The sequence below is a fragment of the Sphingobium sp. TB-6 genome (assembly GCF_012927365.1).
Lineage (GTDB): Bacteria > Pseudomonadota > Alphaproteobacteria > Sphingomonadales > Sphingomonadaceae > Sphingobium.
Genome location: NZ_JABBGL010000005.1, coordinates 209,559 through 226,347 on the forward strand (window position 1 = coordinate 209,559; position 16,789 = coordinate 226,347).

At 64.3% G+C, this 16,789-nt stretch carries 14 protein-coding genes; 8 read left to right on the forward strand and 6 right to left on the reverse strand.

Going from position 1 to position 16,789, the window contains the following annotated elements; translation table 11 throughout:
- The 6 genes from HHL26_RS09380 to HHL26_RS09405 form a co-directional block, all read right to left on the reverse strand.
- A complete protein-coding gene (locus tag HHL26_RS09380) occupies positions 1 to 684 on the reverse strand; it encodes a response regulator transcription factor (protein ID WP_335339735.1) in 684 nt (227 codons plus the stop codon).
- A complete protein-coding gene (locus HHL26_RS09385; RefSeq protein WP_082748612.1) occupies positions 653 to 2,113 on the reverse strand; it encodes an ectonucleotide pyrophosphatase/phosphodiesterase in 1,461 nt (486 codons plus the stop codon). Before HHL26_RS09385 ends, HHL26_RS09380 begins: the two co-directional genes overlap by 32 nt.
- Positions 2,114 to 2,117: 4 nt before the next feature.
- A complete protein-coding gene (locus tag HHL26_RS09390) occupies positions 2,118 to 4,439 on the reverse strand; it encodes a TonB-dependent receptor (RefSeq protein WP_066558693.1) in 2,322 nt (773 codons plus the stop codon).
- Between the two features lie 222 nt (positions 4,440 to 4,661).
- Complete coding sequence (locus HHL26_RS09395; RefSeq protein ID WP_066561831.1) at positions 4,662 to 5,411, reverse strand: SDR family NAD(P)-dependent oxidoreductase; 750 nt, start codon at positions 5,409 to 5,411, stop codon at positions 4,662 to 4,664.
- Positions 5,412 to 5,482: 71 nt separating this feature from the next.
- On the reverse strand, positions 5,483 to 7,717 hold the full coding sequence (locus tag HHL26_RS09400) for an amylo-alpha-1,6-glucosidase (RefSeq protein ID WP_066558691.1): 2,235 nt from the start codon (positions 7,715 to 7,717) through the stop codon (positions 5,483 to 5,485).
- 31 nt (positions 7,718 to 7,748) lie between these two features.
- Positions 7,749 to 8,843 (reverse strand): glycosyltransferase family 4 protein, encoded by a 1,095-nt coding sequence (locus HHL26_RS09405; protein ID WP_066558689.1) that lies wholly within the window; start codon positions 8,841 to 8,843, stop codon positions 7,749 to 7,751.
- Positions 8,844 to 9,120: 277 nt separating this feature from the next.
- On the opposite strand from HHL26_RS09405, the gene HHL26_RS09410 reads away from it, so the two are divergent.
- From HHL26_RS09410 to HHL26_RS09445, 8 genes are all read left to right on the forward strand, one after another.
- Positions 9,121 to 9,660, forward strand: a complete 540-nt coding sequence (locus tag HHL26_RS09410) for a hypothetical protein (RefSeq protein WP_066558687.1) — start codon at positions 9,121 to 9,123, stop codon at positions 9,658 to 9,660.
- 129 nt (positions 9,661 to 9,789) lie between these two features.
- A complete protein-coding gene (locus tag HHL26_RS09415; RefSeq protein ID WP_066558684.1) occupies positions 9,790 to 10,242 on the forward strand; it encodes a hypothetical protein in 453 nt (150 codons plus the stop codon).
- Entirely contained in the window at positions 10,239 to 10,949 is a 711-nt protein-coding gene (locus tag HHL26_RS09420) for a response regulator transcription factor (protein WP_066558682.1), read from the forward strand. The genes HHL26_RS09415 and HHL26_RS09420 overlap by 4 nt, the downstream gene beginning before the upstream one ends.
- A gap of 207 nt (positions 10,950 to 11,156) precedes the next feature.
- Positions 11,157 to 11,855 carry a carbonic anhydrase gene (locus tag HHL26_RS09425; RefSeq protein WP_066558679.1) on the forward strand — a complete coding sequence of 233 codons (699 nt, stop codon included), beginning with the start codon at positions 11,157 to 11,159 and terminating at the stop codon, positions 11,853 to 11,855.
- Positions 11,856 to 11,859: 4 nt separating this feature from the next.
- Positions 11,860 to 13,356 (forward strand): SulP family inorganic anion transporter, encoded by a 1,497-nt coding sequence (locus HHL26_RS09430; protein ID WP_066558677.1) that lies wholly within the window; start codon positions 11,860 to 11,862, stop codon positions 13,354 to 13,356.
- Positions 13,357 to 13,648: 292 nt separating this feature from the next.
- Positions 13,649 to 14,491, forward strand: a complete 843-nt coding sequence (locus HHL26_RS09435; protein WP_066558674.1) for a TorF family putative porin — start codon at positions 13,649 to 13,651, stop codon at positions 14,489 to 14,491.
- Positions 14,492 to 14,682: 191 nt separating this feature from the next.
- Positions 14,683 to 15,393 carry a response regulator transcription factor gene (locus HHL26_RS09440; protein ID WP_066558671.1) on the forward strand — a complete coding sequence of 237 codons (711 nt, stop codon included), beginning with the start codon at positions 14,683 to 14,685 and terminating at the stop codon, positions 15,391 to 15,393.
- Positions 15,390 to 16,709: an ATP-binding protein gene (locus HHL26_RS09445; RefSeq protein ID WP_066558669.1), complete on the forward strand. Its 1,320-nt coding sequence runs from the start codon at positions 15,390 to 15,392 to the stop codon at positions 16,707 to 16,709. Before HHL26_RS09440 ends, HHL26_RS09445 begins: the two co-directional genes overlap by 4 nt.
- Positions 16,710 to 16,789 lie beyond the last annotated feature (80 nt).

Below are 16,789 nucleotides of genomic sequence, written 5' to 3' on the forward strand. Positions count from 1 at the left end.
TCATCCCCTCAACATATAGCCGACGCCGCGAATGGTCCTGATGGGATCATCGTCGCCAAATTCGGTGAGCTTGATCCGTAACCTGCGGATATAGGCCTCTACGATGTTGGTCGCCGGTTCGAAATCATAATTCCATACGCGCTCCAGCAACATGGCGCGCGTGACCGTGCTGTCGGCATTGCGCACCAGTTCGGTCAGCAGCTTGAATTCGATCTTCTGGAGGTTGAGCACCTTGCCGTTGCGCCAGGCGCAATGCTTTGTCGGGCTGACGAGCAGGTCGCCTGCGCGCAGCGTTTCGTCCGATCCGTGCTCCACCCAGCCGCGCGCCCGGACCAGCGCCTGGAGCCGGGCGTTGAGTTCGGCCGGATCGACCGGCTTCACCACATAATCGTCGGCGCCGCTGTCCAGCCCTTCGATCTTCTGCCGGGACTGGCCCAATGCGGTCATCATGATCACGGGGGTCAGGATATTATTGTCGCGCAGGCTGCGCAGCACGGCGATGCCGTCCATGCCGGGCAGGATGCGATCCAGGATGATCGCATCGAATTGGGTGCCCGCCACCGCTTCGATGGCGCGCCGGCCATCCTGCACGATGCTGCTGCTATGCCCAATCAGGCGAAGCTGTTCGGCAAGTTGCAGGGCGAGAGGTTCGTCATCCTCGACGATCAGCAGATGCAGGGCCACTTATCCATTCCAATGATGAGATTGTCCCCTGCCGATCGGCCTTAGCATTCCCGTCCTGCAATGCCAATGAAATGCGGGGCCGGACCGATCGAGGCCGCAAGTCGATGGGCGGCTTCCCGGCGTCCGGCAGGCTTGCCCCCATGATCCGGGCCAAGGTGGGGGCAATGGCGCGCATGTCGATCTGGCCCAGCGTCTTGCCCGCGGGAATGTCCTTGCCCATCAGGAGAAAGGTCGACTGCAAATTGGCCGGTCCCGGAAAATAGCCATGCATGCCCTTGACCGGGGCAGGCGCCACGAGCGGCGCGCCCGGTCCGCGAAAAATGTCGGTCACGAAGCCGGGCTGGAGATCGACATAGAAGGCTGCCTGCGGATTGCCGCCCATTTGCGCGATCTGCCCGCGATCCGCGATCCGCGCGATGCCATGAGCGGGATCGGCCGCCAGCCTGTCGAGCAGCGCCCTGACCCGCGCGGTCAGAGCCTGATCCTTCGGCTGGGCGAGCATGATCGCCGCCGATCCGCCGGAAATCCAGGGCATGGCCAGCCAGGAGGCGACCTTGCCGTCCTTGTCGAGCGTGATCAGCTTTTCATCGATGAAGGGACGGAACAGGTTGACGGCGCTGTGCGTCGCCTGGAACCCATGGTCGCTGACCAGCGCGATGGCCGCGTCGGGATGCGCCCTGCGTTCCGTGGCGATGAGCTGGCCGACGATCCCGTCGATCTTCTCCAGCACGGCCTTTGCATCCGGCGTGCCCGGTCCCTTCGCATGCTGCTCATGGTCGAGCGCGGTCAGATAGACGGTCAGGAAATCGGGCTTGTGGTTTTCGATCAGGGCGGTGGCGAAGCGGCCCCGATTTTCGTCGCCGGGCAGGCTTTCGTCGATCCCCATGGCATAGGATGCGCCGGTCGCCCTTTCCAGTTCCGCTCTCAGGCCGGGCGTCGACAGCGCGTCGAGCAGCTTCGCGTCGTCCGCATGGCCGGTGCGCCAGATCTGCGGCAGGTTCCAGGTCACGCCCTTTGCCGCGACGCTGACCGGCCAATGGACGTTGCCGGTGGTGAGACCCGCCTTCGTCGCCGCTTCCCACAAGGTCGGCACCTGTATGTCGGAGGCATACCAGGTCCAGCCGCCCTGATTGATCTGCATGGGATCGAAGCTGTTATTGGCGGTGATGCCATGCCGGGCGGGCGCAACGCCGGTGATCAGCGTCGTATGGCTGGGATAGGTGAGGGTGGGCAGCACCCCCGTCACCCCCGATGCCGATGCGCCTTCCTTGACGAAGCGGCGCAGATTGGGAATGGCAAGGCCGCGCTTGTCCGCTTCCAGCACGTCGCCGGGCCGCAGCCCGTCGATGGAGATCAGCAGGACCGGGTTCGCCAGCGCCGCGCCGGGAAGGGCGGCGAGGGCGATCATAAGCAGCGCGGCCTTGGTCATCGGCTCAGAACCCCGCCTTGAGGGTGGCGAAGAACTGCGCCGGGGCGCCGACCAGCAGGGTCTGCGCGTCGCCGCTATTGCCGAAGCCGCCCGACCCGATGGTGCCGACATAGCGCTTGTCGAGCAGGTTGGTGGCGTTGAGCTGCAATTCCAGATGCGGGCTGAAATGATAACCGACGGTCGCGTCCACGATCACCCGGCCCGGCACTGAGGCATCATTGGTATAGCTGTAATAGCGCCGCGACATGTAATTGACGCCGATCCGGCCATAGGCGCCCTCATGCTCATAGTTGATCTCGCCCCGGGCGATATGTTTGGGGCTGTCCACCACGGTCTTGCCCTTGATCGCCGCGACCAGCGTGCCGTCGCCGTTCACCACATCGTCGCGATAGGTGGCGTCCGTATAGCTGTAGGAGGCGTAAAGACCGAAGCCGCCGCCCAGCTTCAGGTCGCCCGCCGCCTCGACGCCGACAGCGCGGACATTGCCGACATTCTGGAGCGCGGAGGCAAAGCCCTGGATCGGGCTGCCGACCTGCACCGCGAGCAGGCGGTTGCGGAAGTTGACCAGATAAGCGCCGACCACGCCGTTGAAAATCGGCGTGTTGTAGCGCAGGCCCAGTTCATAGGTGTCCGACTCTTCCGGCTTCAGATTGTCCTTGATCGCGTCGAAACCCTTCTGGTTGGTCGAGAAGGGACCGGTCGTCGTGGCGCTGGCAAAGGCGCGGGTCGCCTGGGTGAAGCCGCCGAAGACTTCCGCCTCCGGGGAGAGTTCGACCGCGAAACCGGCATGAGGCTGGAACCAGTCCTCCGCCTTGATGCGGCCCTGCGGGAAGGTCGCTTGGACCACGGCGTCGGCCTCGTTCGTGACCTTGAAACCCTTCCAGCCCAGGTTGATCTTCACCATGCCGAAATCGATCTGGTCCTGGACATGATATTGGATCGTGTCGGTGGTGAAATCGAACTCCCACTGGGTCGCGAAGGGATTCTTCGGATAGTCGCGGAAGCTCAGGCCCGGCTCGGTCCGGCTGGCGAAGGCGTAGAAGCGGCGGGCCTGGTTGAACTTGTTATTCTCATACCAGCCGCCGACCGTGAAATTCTGGATGCCCAGCGCGAAGTCGACGCTGCCGAACACGCCGATCCGGTCCATCTGATATTCGGTGGTGCGCACAGACATCGGCACGCCATTGGGGCTGGGGGTATAGGGCGTCGCCCACAGGCCCATGCCCTTGTTGTTGTGATAATAGCCCTTCAGCTTCAAGCTGGCATGCTCGCCCAGCGGCGCGGAGACGCCGATCGCGCCCAGCCAGTCCTTGCGCAGGCCCGACGCGTCATAATAGGCGTCGTCGGCGCTGGTGACATTGCCGGGATAGACCTGACCTCCGGCAACCAGCGCGCCGCTATAGTCGTAGCGCCCGTCGGGGAAGGGCGACCCGCCGCTGTTGCTGATCCGATCGACGTCGTTGAGGCGGCTGGCATAGTCGATGGCGCGGGCATAGTCGGGATATGTATTGTCCCAGTTCCAGCCCAGCCGCTGGATCATCGACATCGACATGTCCTGATAATCCTGCTCGCGCCGGTCGGAATAGCTGAGCCAGCCGTCGACCGTCACGTCACCGACGGGGATCACGACCTTGGCATTGCCCATATGCTGGTCCTGCGTGCCTTGCCCCTTATATTTATCGGTCGAGCCATAGCCGTAGGAGACATAGCCCCGAATGCCGTCCCGGCTGCCCAGAGCCAGACGGGCGAAGGCGCGCCAAGTCTCGTCGCTGCCATAGGTGAGGTTGCCCTGACCCGAAAGCGCGCCGCCGCTCAGATAATCGGCGGGGTCGGCGGAGAAGCTTTCCACCGTGCCGCCCAGCGCGTTGGTCGCCTGGGTGCCGATGGAACCGGCGCCCTGCGACACGCGCACGCTGCCGATATTTTCCGAACTGATCGCGCGGGTGATGTGCAGGCCGTTATGATTGCCATAGCTCATGTCGCCAAGCGGAATGCCGTCGAAGGTGAAGCCGAGCTGGTTCTGGTTGAAGCTGCGGATGGTGACGCGCTGCGACCATTCATAATTGCCGAACGGGTCGGCCGACTGGAAATTGACGCTGGGCAGCTTTTCGATGGCTTTCAGCGCATTGGTGCCGGGCGTCAGGGTGACGATGTCCTGCGCCTTGATCTCCTGTACCTGGCGGGTTTCGCCCCGGCCAAAGACGATGATGTTCGCGCCTTCGGCGGCGGCATCGGTGGAAGATGGGGCGGGCGCAGGTTCCTGCGCGAAGGCTGGCATGGCGGCCATGGCCGTGGAGGCCATCAGCAGGATGGTGGCGATACGCATGTGGACTTCCCCTTTTTCCGCAATCGTGGATTGGGGGGCGCCCTAGCCGTTCAATATTGCACTGCGATGTGCGGTGCTTGACCGAGGAGAGACAATTTCGTGACGATGGTGTCACAATTGGGCGGTGAACAGCGGCAGTTGAGTGATCGGGCAGGCCATCCTCATCCGTCATGCTGAAACAGGTTCAGCATGACGGATGGGCGGGAGGCCGGAATTTCATTCCTAACCTTCGCGCGCGACCTGGAATCCGGCGAAGGACTGGCTGACCGGCATCAATTCGATCCGATTGAAGTTGAGATGGGCCGGCTGGGTGGCGACCCAGAACAGGGTTTCCGCTATATCGTCCGCCGTCATCGGATTGGCGGTGCTATAAAGCGCGTCGGACGCCGTCTGGCTGCCCGTGCGGACCAGGGTGAATTCGGTTTCGACCATGCCCGGTTCGATCGATGTCACGCGGACGCCGGTGCCGTGCAGGTCCGATCGCAGGCCCAGCGAGAACTGGCTGACGAACGCCTTGGTCCCGCCATAGGCATTGCCGCCCGCATAGGGGTAGGTCGCCGCGACCGAACTGATGTTGATGATCGCGCCCTTGCGCTCGATCAGGCGCGGCAGCAGCTTGTGAGTGATCGTGACCAGCCCGGTGATGTTGGTGTCGATCATCTGGCGCCATTGACCCAGATCGGCCTGCTGCGCGGGCGCGGTGCCCAGCGCCAGCCCCGCATTGTTGATCAGCAGGTCGACATCGGCAAAATCGGCGGGCAGGGTAGCCAGCGCCGCGTCGATGGCGGATTCGTCGCGCATGTCGAAGCTGATCGCGTGAACCTTGTCCGCGCCCAGTTCCGCCACCAGCGCGTCCAGCCGTTCGGCGCGGCGTCCGGTGATCACCACCTTCCAGCCCGCCGCCACGAACCGTCGTGCCGATGCGGCGCCGATGCCCGCGGTTGCTCCGGTGATCAGCGCCGTTCCTGCCATGCCTTTTTCCATCCTTTCAGCCCAATGGCTGGGGATGTAAGCCTATTTCCGGCAATGCCAAGCGCCATTTGTCAGGCAATGGTCACGACGCGCGCCTGGCCCTTTCGATCGAGCGGCTTCACCACCACCTTGTCGCCCATCCGGTCGAAAGCGATGTCGACGGCCGCGTCCCCCACGCGCAGCCCGTAGAGCGTGAGTTCATCGATGAAGCGGGGCAAAGTGGGCTCGCGCAACAATATCTCCGCGGCGCCGACATCGAAGCCGAGGCCCAGGCTCGACTGGATCAGCGACAGGGGCGCCGCTGCCGACCAGGCCTGCGGGCTGCAAGCGACCGGGTAGAAGGTCGGTCCCTGCGCCCGTCGCCGGGGGAAGCCGCAGAACAGTTCGGGCAGGCGCATCAGGTCGACATAGGTTGCCGCCGCGAACAGCCCTTCGAAGATCTTCGCCGCCTGCGCCGGGTAGCCGTAGCGCGAAAAGCCCGCCGCGATCAGCGCATTGTCATGCGGCCAGATCGAGCCGTTATGATAGCTCATCGGATTGTAGCGCGCCTCGGTCGAGGCGATGGTTCGGACGCCCCATCCCGAAAAGGAGGCGGGCGCCATCAGCGTATGGACTACCATCTCCGCCCGCTCTTCCTTGGCCAGCCCGGTGAACAGCACATGGCCCGCATTGGAGGAGCGCACGCGGCAGGGCCGTTTCTCGCCGTCGAGCGCCAGCACATAGGTGCCGATCCCGGCATCGAAAAAGGCGGCGTCGAACCGCTCCCGCAGATCCTCCGCCCGCGTGCGATAGTTCAGCGCCTTGTCCGGATCGTCCAGCATGATGAAGATCGCCTCGGCCGCCCGCCAGGCGCCGTAGACATAGGCCTGCACCTCCGCCAGCGCGATCGGCCCGCGCGCGATGCTGCCGTCGGCGTGGAAGATGGAATCATGGCTGTCCTTCCAACCCTGATTGACCAGTCCCTGATCGGTGAAGCGCCCATATTCAACGAAGCCGTCGCCGTCGCGGTCGCCATGCTGGTCGATCCAGGCCAGCGCGGCTTCGATATTCGGCAGGATGGAGGCGATGAACGCGCTGTCCCCGGTCCGCTCCAGATAGGCGCCTGCCAGCATCACGAACAAGGGCGTGGAATCGATGCTGCCATAATAATGTCGGAAGGGCACTTCGCCCAGTTCGGCCATCTCGCCATGACGCACTTCGTGCAGGATCTTGCCCGGTTCGGCATCGGCGGTGGCGTCGAACGCGGTCGCCTGATGCGCGGCGAGATAGCCCAGCACGCCCCGGCTGATCGCCGGGTCCATCCATAAGGTCTCCAATGCGGTGATGATCGCGTCGCGCCCGAACACCGTGCTGAACCAGGGTATGCCCGCATAGGGGTAGGGGCCATATTCGGTGTCGGTCGACAACATGGAGATGTCGGCCACGGACCGCCGGGCGACTTCGTTGAAAAGCTGGTTGGAGGAGCACAGCGTCGCGCCGCGCGATCGCGCCTGCTTGAGCGCCTGCATCGATTCCCGCAGGGTCTTGAGGAAATATTTGGAAAGATCCCCGACGGGCTGCTCCTTGGGCTGGCAGCAGATATTGAGATAGATGGTGCGCCGCTCGTCCGGCGGCACCGTCACCTGGAACCGGGCCTGGCTCTCGGTCAATGTCTGGGGGACCGGGTCGAAGCGCAGCAGCGTCTCGCGCCGCTTGTCGTCCCGCCCGTCATAGCCCAGCAGCACGGCGTCCGCGCCGATCACCGGCTCCCGCAGCGTGCCCCGCCGCAGCCGCGTCATGCCCCGTATCTCGAAGAGGTCCGCGAAATCGGCGGCAAAGCCGATATTCACCTCGACCGTGCGGATTTCGGTGTCGAAATTGCGGATGGTGATGCGCTCATGCACCGCCCCTTCCCACAGGAAGCGGGTGCGGCGCAGGTGGATAAGGTCATGCTCCACCGTCACCCGGTCGTCCCCCCCGGTGAAGTCGGGATTGGTGAGGTCGCATGTCAGCATCGCATTGTCGTCGCGAAGCCCGGAACTCAGCAGGATCGGCCGCGTGTCGTTGATGGTGAGGTAGAGATGCGACAAATGCCGCGTGTCGCGGTGATACAGTCCCTCCGGACTGCCCGGCCCAGCGATCGCATCGCCGCTATGGTCGAAGACGGCGAAGCTGTCCCCATGTTTCAGCGTCCGGGGGCGGCGTTCATGCAGCGACGCCGTGGCCGGAATGAAGAACTGGGTCTGCGCCTGCGACAGAGCCTGTCCGGGATTGATGTTCTGGACTGACGGGCCTGGGTTTTCCGGCTGCAACTGGCTTGCCGTCATGCCACTCTCCTGTGATCGTTTCGAAAATCGCTCATCCCACGATCTGAAGTTCCGCGCCTTCTCCGCGCAATCGGCGCAGCATGGCGGCCTCTGTCCGCGCGCCGGGCAGGTCATGATAAAGCTGGACGTAATCGGCGGCCATCCGCTCTGCCGTGAAGCGTGCGTCAAAGGCGGCGCGCACCCGCGCGCGGTCCAGCGCGTGCAGATTTTGGACGGCGGCCACGGCTTCATCCTCGCTCTCGACGATGAAACCCGACACGCCATGGTCGATCACCTCGGGCACGGAGCCGCAGCGGAAGGCGACGACCGGCGTGGCGCAGGCCATGGCCTCGATCATCACCAGCCCGAAGGGTTCGGGCCAGTCGATGGGAAAGAGCAGGGCGCTCGCCCGGCCCAGAAACTCGGCCTTCTGCGCTTCATTGATCTCACCGATATAGTGGATATTGGGGTAGCGCTCGACCAGCGGCGCGATTTCCTGTTCCCAATAAAGCCGGTCCACCGCATCGATCTTTGCCGCGATGCGCAACGGCAACCCTGCCCGTGCGGCGATGTGGATCGCTCGGTCGGGCCGCTTTTCGGGGGAAATGCGGCCCAGAAAAGCCAGATAGCCGTCGCTTGCCCCCGTTCGGGCCGGCAGCAGGTCCGCCGGCAGGCCGTGATGGATGGTCCTTGCCCAGTTGACCGGCGGCATGGGCAGACGCTGATGGTCGGAGATCGACACCATGCTATGATCGGGAAAGGCGCGGTAGAAAGCGGGCAGGTCGGGCAGGTCCAGCCGCCCATGCAGTGTCGTCACGCAGCGACCGATGAAATCCTGCACCAGCGGCATGTGGATGAGGTCGATGTGGAAATGCAGCGCATCGAATTCGTCCGCCCGGCGGCGCACCGCGTCCAGCAACATCATATGATAGGGAATGGGATCGCGTACCTCGGGGTTCAGCCGCAGCGCCATCTCCGTCACCGGGACCAGTTCCGCCCTCGTTACCGAATCGCCGCTGGCGAACAGCGTCACCTCATGGCCCTGGCGCACCAGTTCTTCGGTCAGATAGGATACGATACGTTCGGTGCCGCCATACAGGCGCGGCGGCACGCTTTCGGCAAGTGGGGCAATCTGGGCGATTTTCATGGCCGGGCATTCCTTTTGAAGAGCGCGCCGTCACCGATCCCCCGACCATGCAGCGTGCGCCCTTCCTAAAAGCCTGAGAGCGCCGCAAGTTGCAAAGTGATTGTGGCCGCATGTCCGAATTTTCCGGGCGCTGACCCTGTTCGGCTGGTCGCCGGAAAGCGCCCGTCCGCATCATTTTTCGCGCGGCTGACTTCGGACTGACATAGTCCCCTTATAGGAAGGGAGCATCGAAAAGCTGGCTGGCCGGTCTGAAGAAGGGCGGACACGGCCTTGAAATATGGAGAGTAAATTGACGATCATCACGATCGATTTCGAGGCGTCGTGCCTTCCCCGGCACGGCCTGTCCTATCCCATCGAAGTTGGCATCGCCTGTGATGGAAAGGCGCAAAGCTGGTTGATCCGGCCGCATGATGACTGGGCCGGATGGCATTGGTCGGCCGAGGCGGAGGCGCTGCATGGCCTGAGCCTCGACCAAGTGAATCGCGAAGGCCTGCCAGTCGAAACCGTGCTGGCCGAATTGGCCGCCGCCTGTCAGGGGCGGCGCATGGTGGCCGACAGCATGATCGACCAATATTGGCTCGATACGCTGGCCGATGCGGCGGGGCAGGCGACGCCCTTCTTCATCGATCATGTCTCGCTGTTGCTGGACGAACATCGGGCCGATGAACAGCGGATCGGCGCTGCCGTGGCCTTTGCCGATGGACGCCACGCCGATCGGCACCGGGCGGCGAGCGATGCGCTGTGGCTGTCGGCGCTGCTGGATCATATCGCCGGTCAACCTGCCATGGAGCGGCGCGCGCTGGTGCGGATGAATTAGCCTCTGTCTGATGGACTAATCCTGCCCATATTTCGCACCAGCAACAATTTGTAACGCCCGGCAAATTACGGAGACATTCAGGAGGCCTAAATCCCGATCGACCATTTCCGGTTGTTGAGGAGAACTCCCATGTTTCTCATTCTCGCGTCCAGCGCGGCTGCCCTTGCCGTTGCGACCCAGATCCACAGCGCTGAAATCAGCCATGCGTCCAACGCCTATACGGCGAGCTACAAGACGGAATCGACCGTTCGCTTGCGCCAGGTCGAATCCCGTTTCGCCAACCGCCCGTCGGTGCCGGTGTGTCGCTGGCAGGCTGAGCTGGTGGTGAACCGCGACGTCGCGGTGCAGGGCCGCACGCTCGCTGCCGTCGCCAAGCCGATCCACCGTTTCGCCCCGTTGTCGGGCAGCCACGCCGGCAACTGCACTGCCGCCCGTGGCCAGATCGAGGCGGAAGTCGCCCGCCATAACGGCGCCCGTTCGGTTGAAGCCGTCACCGTGGCCCGGCAGGACCGCGCCGTTCTGGTCAATGAACTGGACGGCATTCACGCGCTGTCCGTGAAAGGCGCCGTGACAGGCGGATGAGCCCACCGCTGATATTGATCGCGGAGGCTCAGCGGGAGGCGCGCCATGAGGTGCGCCAGTCGCTGGAGGAGAGCGGTTTTCGCGCCCTCTCCGCCGCCTCCGCGAGCGACATTTGGAATGCGATGGACAGCATGGCCGTGGGTGCGGTCGTGCTGGACGCCGCGCTGCGCGGGCCGGACGGCATGGATTTGTGCCGTGACGTCCGCGAACGCAGCGACGTGCCGATCATCCTGGTCGGCGCCAACAGCAGCGAAGTCGACCGGGTCGTCGGGCTGGAGCTGGGCGCCGACGATTATATGGCGAAACCCTATTCGACCCGCGAACTGGCCGCCCGGCTGCGCGCTGTGCTGCGCCGAGGCCGCAATGAGCGCGCCCTGGGCCAGCGGCGCCCGACCGAGGCGCGCTTCGATGGCTGGGTGGTCGATTCCTCCCGGCGCGAGGTTCTCGACCCCGACGGCGCGCAGGTCGACCTCACCGCCGCCGAATTTTCGCTTCTGCTTGTGTTGCTCGATCATCCGCAGGTGGTGATCGCCCGTTCCCGCCTGATGGAACTGGCCGGAGTGCGCGACACGCCATCCTCCGACCGCAGCGTCGATGTGCTGGTCAGCCGCTTGCGGCGCAAGCTCAGTCATGGCGGGCGGACGGCGCCGATCGTTACGGTGCGGGGCGGCGGATATATGTTCAGCGCCGTGGTCGACCGGCGCTGAGTCGCTTTGGAATGGCCGAATATTTCCCATTCATTGCATTGATTTATCCGGAGAAATCTGACGAGCTGCCGCACCGATCGCGCTTTCGATCGCTCAGACATATTATTTAACAAAGCCGCTGCGCCGCAGCAAAAACGCTTCCCTATCTTTCATCGTCAAGGCCGGTCTTCCCCCTGACCGGCCATCAGACAAGAAGGATGCAATGACATGAACGATCTGATCGGTCGCGTCTTCAGCTTCGAAAGCCATGTCTTTCCGAACCAGAGCGCGCTCTACAACCGCCTCGCCAGCGACGGGCAGAACCCCAAGGCGCTGATGATCTCCTGCGCGGATTCGCGTATCGTGCCCGAACATATCATGCAGGCCGATCCCGGCGACCTGTTCGTCTGCCGCAACGCCGGCAACATCGTGCCGCCCCATGCCACCCAGAATGGCGGCGTCACCTCGACCGTCGAATATGCCATCATGGTGCTGGGCGTGCGCGACATCATCGTGTGCGGCCATAGCGATTGCGGCGCGATGAAGGCGCTGTCCACCGACGCCGATCTGACGGCCATGCCCAATGTCGCCGCCTGGCTGCGCCACAGCCATGCCGCGCAGAAGGTCTGCCGCGAAAGCTATCCCGCCGATCTGAGCGACGCGGAGAAGCTGTGCAACATGGCGCTGGAAAATGTCGTGGTCCAGCTCGCCCATCTGCGCACCCATCCCTCGGTCGCGTCGGGCATCGCTCGCGGCGAGATCGCGCTGCACGGCTGGTATGTCGACATTCATGCGGGTCAGGTTCTGGGTCTGGACGGCGAGACCGGCCGCTTCCTGCCCCTGCGCGAAGGCCAGCCGCTGCCCGTCGCGCTGCCGCATGCCCGGCGTCTGGCGGCCGATGTCGCTTATGCCGAGGCTGCGGAGTAAGTCCATGCTCAAGGCATTTTCCGGCGGCACTTTCAGCCGCGACTTCACGGCCTCCATCGTCGTCTTTCTGGTGGCGATGCCGCTCTGCATGGGCATCGCCATCGCCTCCGGCGTGCCGCCGGAAAAGGGTCTGATCACCGGCATGATCGGCGGCCTGATCGTCGGCCTGTTCGCGGGATCGCCCCTGCAGGTGAGCGGCCCGGCGGCGGGTCTGGCTGTCATCGTCTTCGAAATCGTGCAGAAACAGGGGCTGTCCGCCCTTGGCCCGATCCTGATCCTCGCCGGCGCCATTCAGGTGGTTGCGGGGCTGCTGCGCGTCGGCGGCTGGTTCCGCGCCATCTCGCCCGCCGTGGTGCACGGCATGCTGGCGGGCATCGGCGTGCTGATCGTCGTCGGCCAGTTCCATGTGCTGTTCGACGACAAGCCGCTGTCCAGCGGCCTTGCCAATCTGGTCGCTATGCCGGGTCAGCTTTTCGGCCTCTCCAACCAGGACGCGGCCACCGCCTTCGCGGTCGGCCTGGTCACCATCGGCGGCATGCTGGGTTGGGAAAAGCTGCGCCCCGCCTCGATGAAGCTGCTGCCGGGCGCGCTGGTCGGCGTGGTGCTGGCGACATTGGTCGCCTTTTTCCTGGGCCTGCCGGTTGCGCGCGTGGTCGTGCCTGAATCGATCGTCGCTGCGATCTCGCTGCCGGAACAGGGGCTGCTCCAGCAGCTCATGAACCCGGCCGTCATCACCACGGCCATCGCCATCGCCTTCATCGCCAGCGCCGAAACGCTGCTGTCGGCGGCGGCGGTCGACCGGATGCATGACGGCGTCCGCACCAATTACAACCGCGAACTGAGCGCGCAGGGGGTCGGCAATCTGCTCTGCGGCGTGGCGGGCGCGCTGCCGATGACCGGCGTGATCGTCCGCAGTTCCGCCAACGTCCAGGCCGGGGCCAAGACGCGGCTGTCGACCATTTTGCATGGCGTCTGGATTTTGGGCTTCGTTGCCCTGCTGCCCTGGCTGCTGCGGGAAATTCCGATGGCGGCGCTGGCGGGCATCCTCGTCGTCACCGGCATCCGTCTGGTCAGCGTCGACCATGTGAAGCATCTCCTCCACCGCTACGGCCCGCTCCCGGCCGTGGTGTGGGCGGCGACGCTGATCTGTGTCGTGGCGACCGATCTGCTGACCGGCGTATTGGTTGGCATCGGCCTGTCGCTGATCGAGCTTCTGCCCCATGCTCGCCGCCTGCGCCTGGGCATGGACGAAGAAGCGCGCGACGACGCGCATGAAGTGGCGTTGCATGGCACCGCCACCTTCCTCAGCCTGCCGAAGCTGTCGGCCATGCTGGAATCCGTACCCGCCGGCCGCCTTGTCATCCTGAATGTCGAGCGCCTTGGCCATATCGACCATACGTGCGCGGAAATGGTCCGCGAATGGGTCGATCGCCGCCGGGGTACGGGGGCTGAGGTCGAACTGTTCGGCGCCACCGGCCGCATGCGTCACCTCGTCGCCTGACACCCATCCCCCTCGTCAGGCGATGAACGAACCGCCGCATCATCTCCCAGTGATGCGGCGGTTTTATGTTGTCGAACAGAAATGAAATAGAAACATTCGGAATGGTCCAAGAAAATAATCGTGTTGCCTATAGCACAGTGCGGCCCTTCCCTTTCGCATCTGCGAAAAAGCTGTTTCCCCAACCCTTCATATCTCCGTAATCTGCTTTCGATCCGCCGGTATCGAAGACGAACAAACAACAGATCTTCGGACGGAGCGGACGCAGGACGGAACATTCTTGCCTAAAAGGGGAATGTTCATGAAGTATCAGATTGCCTGTGCCGCGCTTGCGCTGCTTTTCAGCGCTCCGGCTTTCGCTCAGGAAGAGCCCGCAGGCCCTGTCACCGTTTCCGGCAGCGTCGCGCTGGTGTCCGACTACCGCTTCCGCGGCGTGTCGCAGTCCGACAAGGCCATGGCCGTTCAGGGCGGCGTCACCGCCACGCATGAAAGCGGCGTCTATGTCGGCACCTGGGGATCGAGCCTGGCCGGCTGGGGCCAGTTCGGCGGCGCCAATATGGAACTCGACCTGTTCGCCGGGTATGCGATTCCGCTGGGCGGCGCGACGCTGGACGTTGGCCTCACCTGGTACATGTATCCCTCGGGCGCGGACATCACCGACTTCGCCGAACCCTATGTGAAGCTGTCGAGCCAATTGGGTCCGGTCAAGGGTCTGATCGGCGTCGCCTATGCGCCTAAGCAGGAGGCGCTGGGCAAATGGTGCAGCGATGCCGCCTGCACCGTCTTCGATCCGGGCGACAAGGAAGACAATCTCTATGTCTGGGGCGACATCAGCGGCGCCGTGCCGAATACGCCGGTCACGCTGAAGGCGCATCTGGGCTGGTCGAACGGCAACTCCGGTCTTGGTCCCAACGGCACCTCGGTCGCGCCGACCGGCAAATATCTCGACTGGCTGGTGGGCGCGGACGTCGCCATTCCCGGCACGCCGCTGACGCTGGGCATCGCCTATGTCGACACGGACATCGCGCGGGTCGAGGAAAATTATCTCCGCCCGAACTTCATGGTTCAGGACGCCGATAATTTCGGCAAGTCGATCGCGCGCAGCCAGCTGGTCTTCTCCCTTTCGGCCGCCTTCTGACGCGATGCATGCCGGGCCTCCATGCGAGGCCCGGCATGACAAAAATTGCTGCGGCAGAACAGATGATTGTCTCGAGCGTGACAAATTGTTGCTAGGGTTCCTTCGCCCTGTTGCTGCGGCAACGTCCGGTTGACCCTCCGCCCGGTGGCACCTATCTCGCTCCCCATGTGCAAATTTCACTGCCTTCCGGCATGACCGCCCCGACCATCATCCTGGTAGAGGACGACCCGCCGCTGCGTACCCTGACCGCGCGGGCGTTGCAGGAACATGGCTATCAGGTCCGTCCGGCTTCTTCCGGCCCTGAAATGTGGGTGGCTTTCGATGCGGGCCCGGTCGATCTGGTCGTGCTGGACGTCATGTTGCCGGGGACCAACGGCATCGACCTATGCCGCCAGATCCGGCGCAAGAGCGACGTCCCCATCATCTTCATCAGCGCCAAGGGCAGCGAGACCGACCGCATCGTCGGGCTGGAACTGGGCGCGGACGATTATCTGCCCAAGCCCTTCGGCACCCGCGAGCTGATCGCCCGTATCCGCGCCATATTGCGCCGCGTCGGCGTGGAGCGCGGCCCGGACGAGCATCGCGAAAATGAAGCGCGCTTCGACGGCTGGACCGTCAACTTCCCCCGCCGCGAACTGCGCTCGCCCACTGGCGCGGTCGTCGACCTGACCGGCGCGGAGTTCGACCTGCTGGGCAGCTTCCTCAGCCACCCGCAGCGCGTCATCGCCCGCGAGCGGCTGATCGAACTGTCCCGCACCCGCATGGGCGACAGCAGCGACCGCAGCATCGATGTGCTGGTCAGCCGCCTGCGCCGCAAGCTGACGACGGATGATCGGTCGGCGCCGATCACCACCGTCCGGGGCGTCGGCTATATGTTCAATGCGGAGGTCAGCCGCGCTTGAGACGGCATGTCAGCCTGGTCGGGCAGATTTTCGCGATCCTGCTGCTGACCCTCATGCTGGAATTTGCCGTCGGCACGCTGGTCTATGAGCGGGCCAACCATCTTTCGTTGCAGGATGACGAGGCCCGGCGCCTGGCCGAGCATCTGGTCATCGCCCGCAAGCTGCTGATCGAGCAACCGCCGGACGAGCGTCACGCGCTGGCGCTGCAACTGACCACCGACCGTTACGACGTGCACTGGACCCCATCCTCACCGCCGCCGCCGCCGCTGGCGCCGGGGCTGGAGCGGATGCGGCGCCAGATCATCACCTGGGAACCGTCGCTGGAGCAATCGGGTCTCTGGCTGAGGCTCGCTTCGCCGGGGCGCGTGTCTGAGATCAATGGCGGCCTCAGGCTGGCGGACGGAAGCTGGCTCTATTTCGGTATGCGGCATAGCGGCGGCAAATGGACCTTCACCATCGGGCGCATGGGATTGGCGCTGATCCCGGTGCTGGCGCTGCTGATCGTTGGCGGCATCCTGATCCGCCGCACGCTGGCGCCGCTGCGCGACCTGACCAGGGCGACGGAGCGCATCGGCCTCAGCGACGAAGTCGTGGTGGAGGAGGGCGGCTCCAACGATGTCCGCAACCTCATCCGCGCCTTCAACGCGATGCAGACGCGCATCCATCGCCTGATCACCGAGCGGACCGAGACGCTCGCCGCCGTCGGGCACGACATGCGCACGCCGCTTGCCCGGTTGCGGCTGCGGCTGGAAAGCCTTCCCGACAATGAAGCGCGGGAGGCGATCGAGGGCGACCTCACGGAAATGGGCGAGATGATCGACTCGCTGCTCGCATTCCTGGGGGGCGAGAAAAATGGCGAGCCGCCGGTGCGTACCGATCTGGCGGTGCTGGTGGCGACGGTGGTCGACGCTTTTCAGGATCAGGGCAGGGATGTGGACTATGCCGGGCCCGTCCATCTGGAAATGGTGGTGCGCTCGCTCACCCTGCGCCGGGCGATCGTCAACCTCATCGAAAACGCCCTGCATTATGGCAGTCGCGCACGCGTCACGCTGGCGCGTCAAGACCGGGAAGTCCTGATCCGCGTCGATGATGACGGTCCCGGCATCCCCCGCGACAAGCTGGATGAGGTGTTGAAGCCCTTCGCCCGGCTGGACGAGGCGCGGCAGCGCAACACGCGGGGGCTTGGCCTGGGTCTCGCTATCGTTGCGCGGGCGGTGGAGCTGGAGGGGGGCGATCTGACCCTCGCCAATCGGCCGGAGGGCGGATTGAGGGTGGAAATCTGTCTGCATCTTCCGGCCGATGTCCAGAAACGCTGACAAAGAGAATCTGCCCACCCCCAAGCAAAACTCATTTACCGCGGAGCGAGATGCCGCGCTATGCCGGGCACCTGTATCAA

What these genes read in the sequence shown, in the direction of transcription:
- HHL26_RS09430 (WP_066558677.1), top strand. Translation starts at nt 11,860, where the DNA reads ATGCTCAAGGCATTTTCCGGCGGCACTTTCAGCCGCGACTTCACGGCC.
- HHL26_RS09410 (WP_066558687.1), top strand. Translation starts at nt 9,121, where the DNA reads ATGGAGAGTAAATTGACGATCATCACGATCGATTTCGAGGCGTCGTGC.
- HHL26_RS09385 (WP_082748612.1), bottom strand. Translation starts at nt 2,113, where the DNA reads ATGACCAAGGCCGCGCTGCTTATGATCGCCCTCGCCGCCCTTCCCGGC.
- HHL26_RS09415 (WP_066558684.1), top strand. Translation starts at nt 9,790, where the DNA reads ATGTTTCTCATTCTCGCGTCCAGCGCGGCTGCCCTTGCCGTTGCGACC.
- HHL26_RS09390 (WP_066558693.1), bottom strand. Translation starts at nt 4,439, where the DNA reads ATGCGTATCGCCACCATCCTGCTGATGGCCTCCACGGCCATGGCCGCC.
- HHL26_RS09405 (WP_066558689.1), bottom strand. Translation starts at nt 8,843, where the DNA reads ATGAAAATCGCCCAGATTGCCCCACTTGCCGAAAGCGTGCCGCCGCGC.
- HHL26_RS09440 (WP_066558671.1), top strand. Translation starts at nt 14,683, where the DNA reads ATGACCGCCCCGACCATCATCCTGGTAGAGGACGACCCGCCGCTGCGT.
- HHL26_RS09425 (WP_066558679.1), top strand. Translation starts at nt 11,157, where the DNA reads ATGAACGATCTGATCGGTCGCGTCTTCAGCTTCGAAAGCCATGTCTTT.
- HHL26_RS09420 (WP_066558682.1), top strand. Translation starts at nt 10,239, where the DNA reads ATGAGCCCACCGCTGATATTGATCGCGGAGGCTCAGCGGGAGGCGCGC.
- HHL26_RS09395 (WP_066561831.1), bottom strand. Translation starts at nt 5,411, where the DNA reads ATGGCAGGAACGGCGCTGATCACCGGAGCAACCGCGGGCATCGGCGCC.
- HHL26_RS09400 (WP_066558691.1), bottom strand. Translation starts at nt 7,717, where the DNA reads ATGACGGCAAGCCAGTTGCAGCCGGAAAACCCAGGCCCGTCAGTCCAG.
- HHL26_RS09435 (WP_066558674.1), top strand. Translation starts at nt 13,649, where the DNA reads ATGTTCATGAAGTATCAGATTGCCTGTGCCGCGCTTGCGCTGCTTTTC.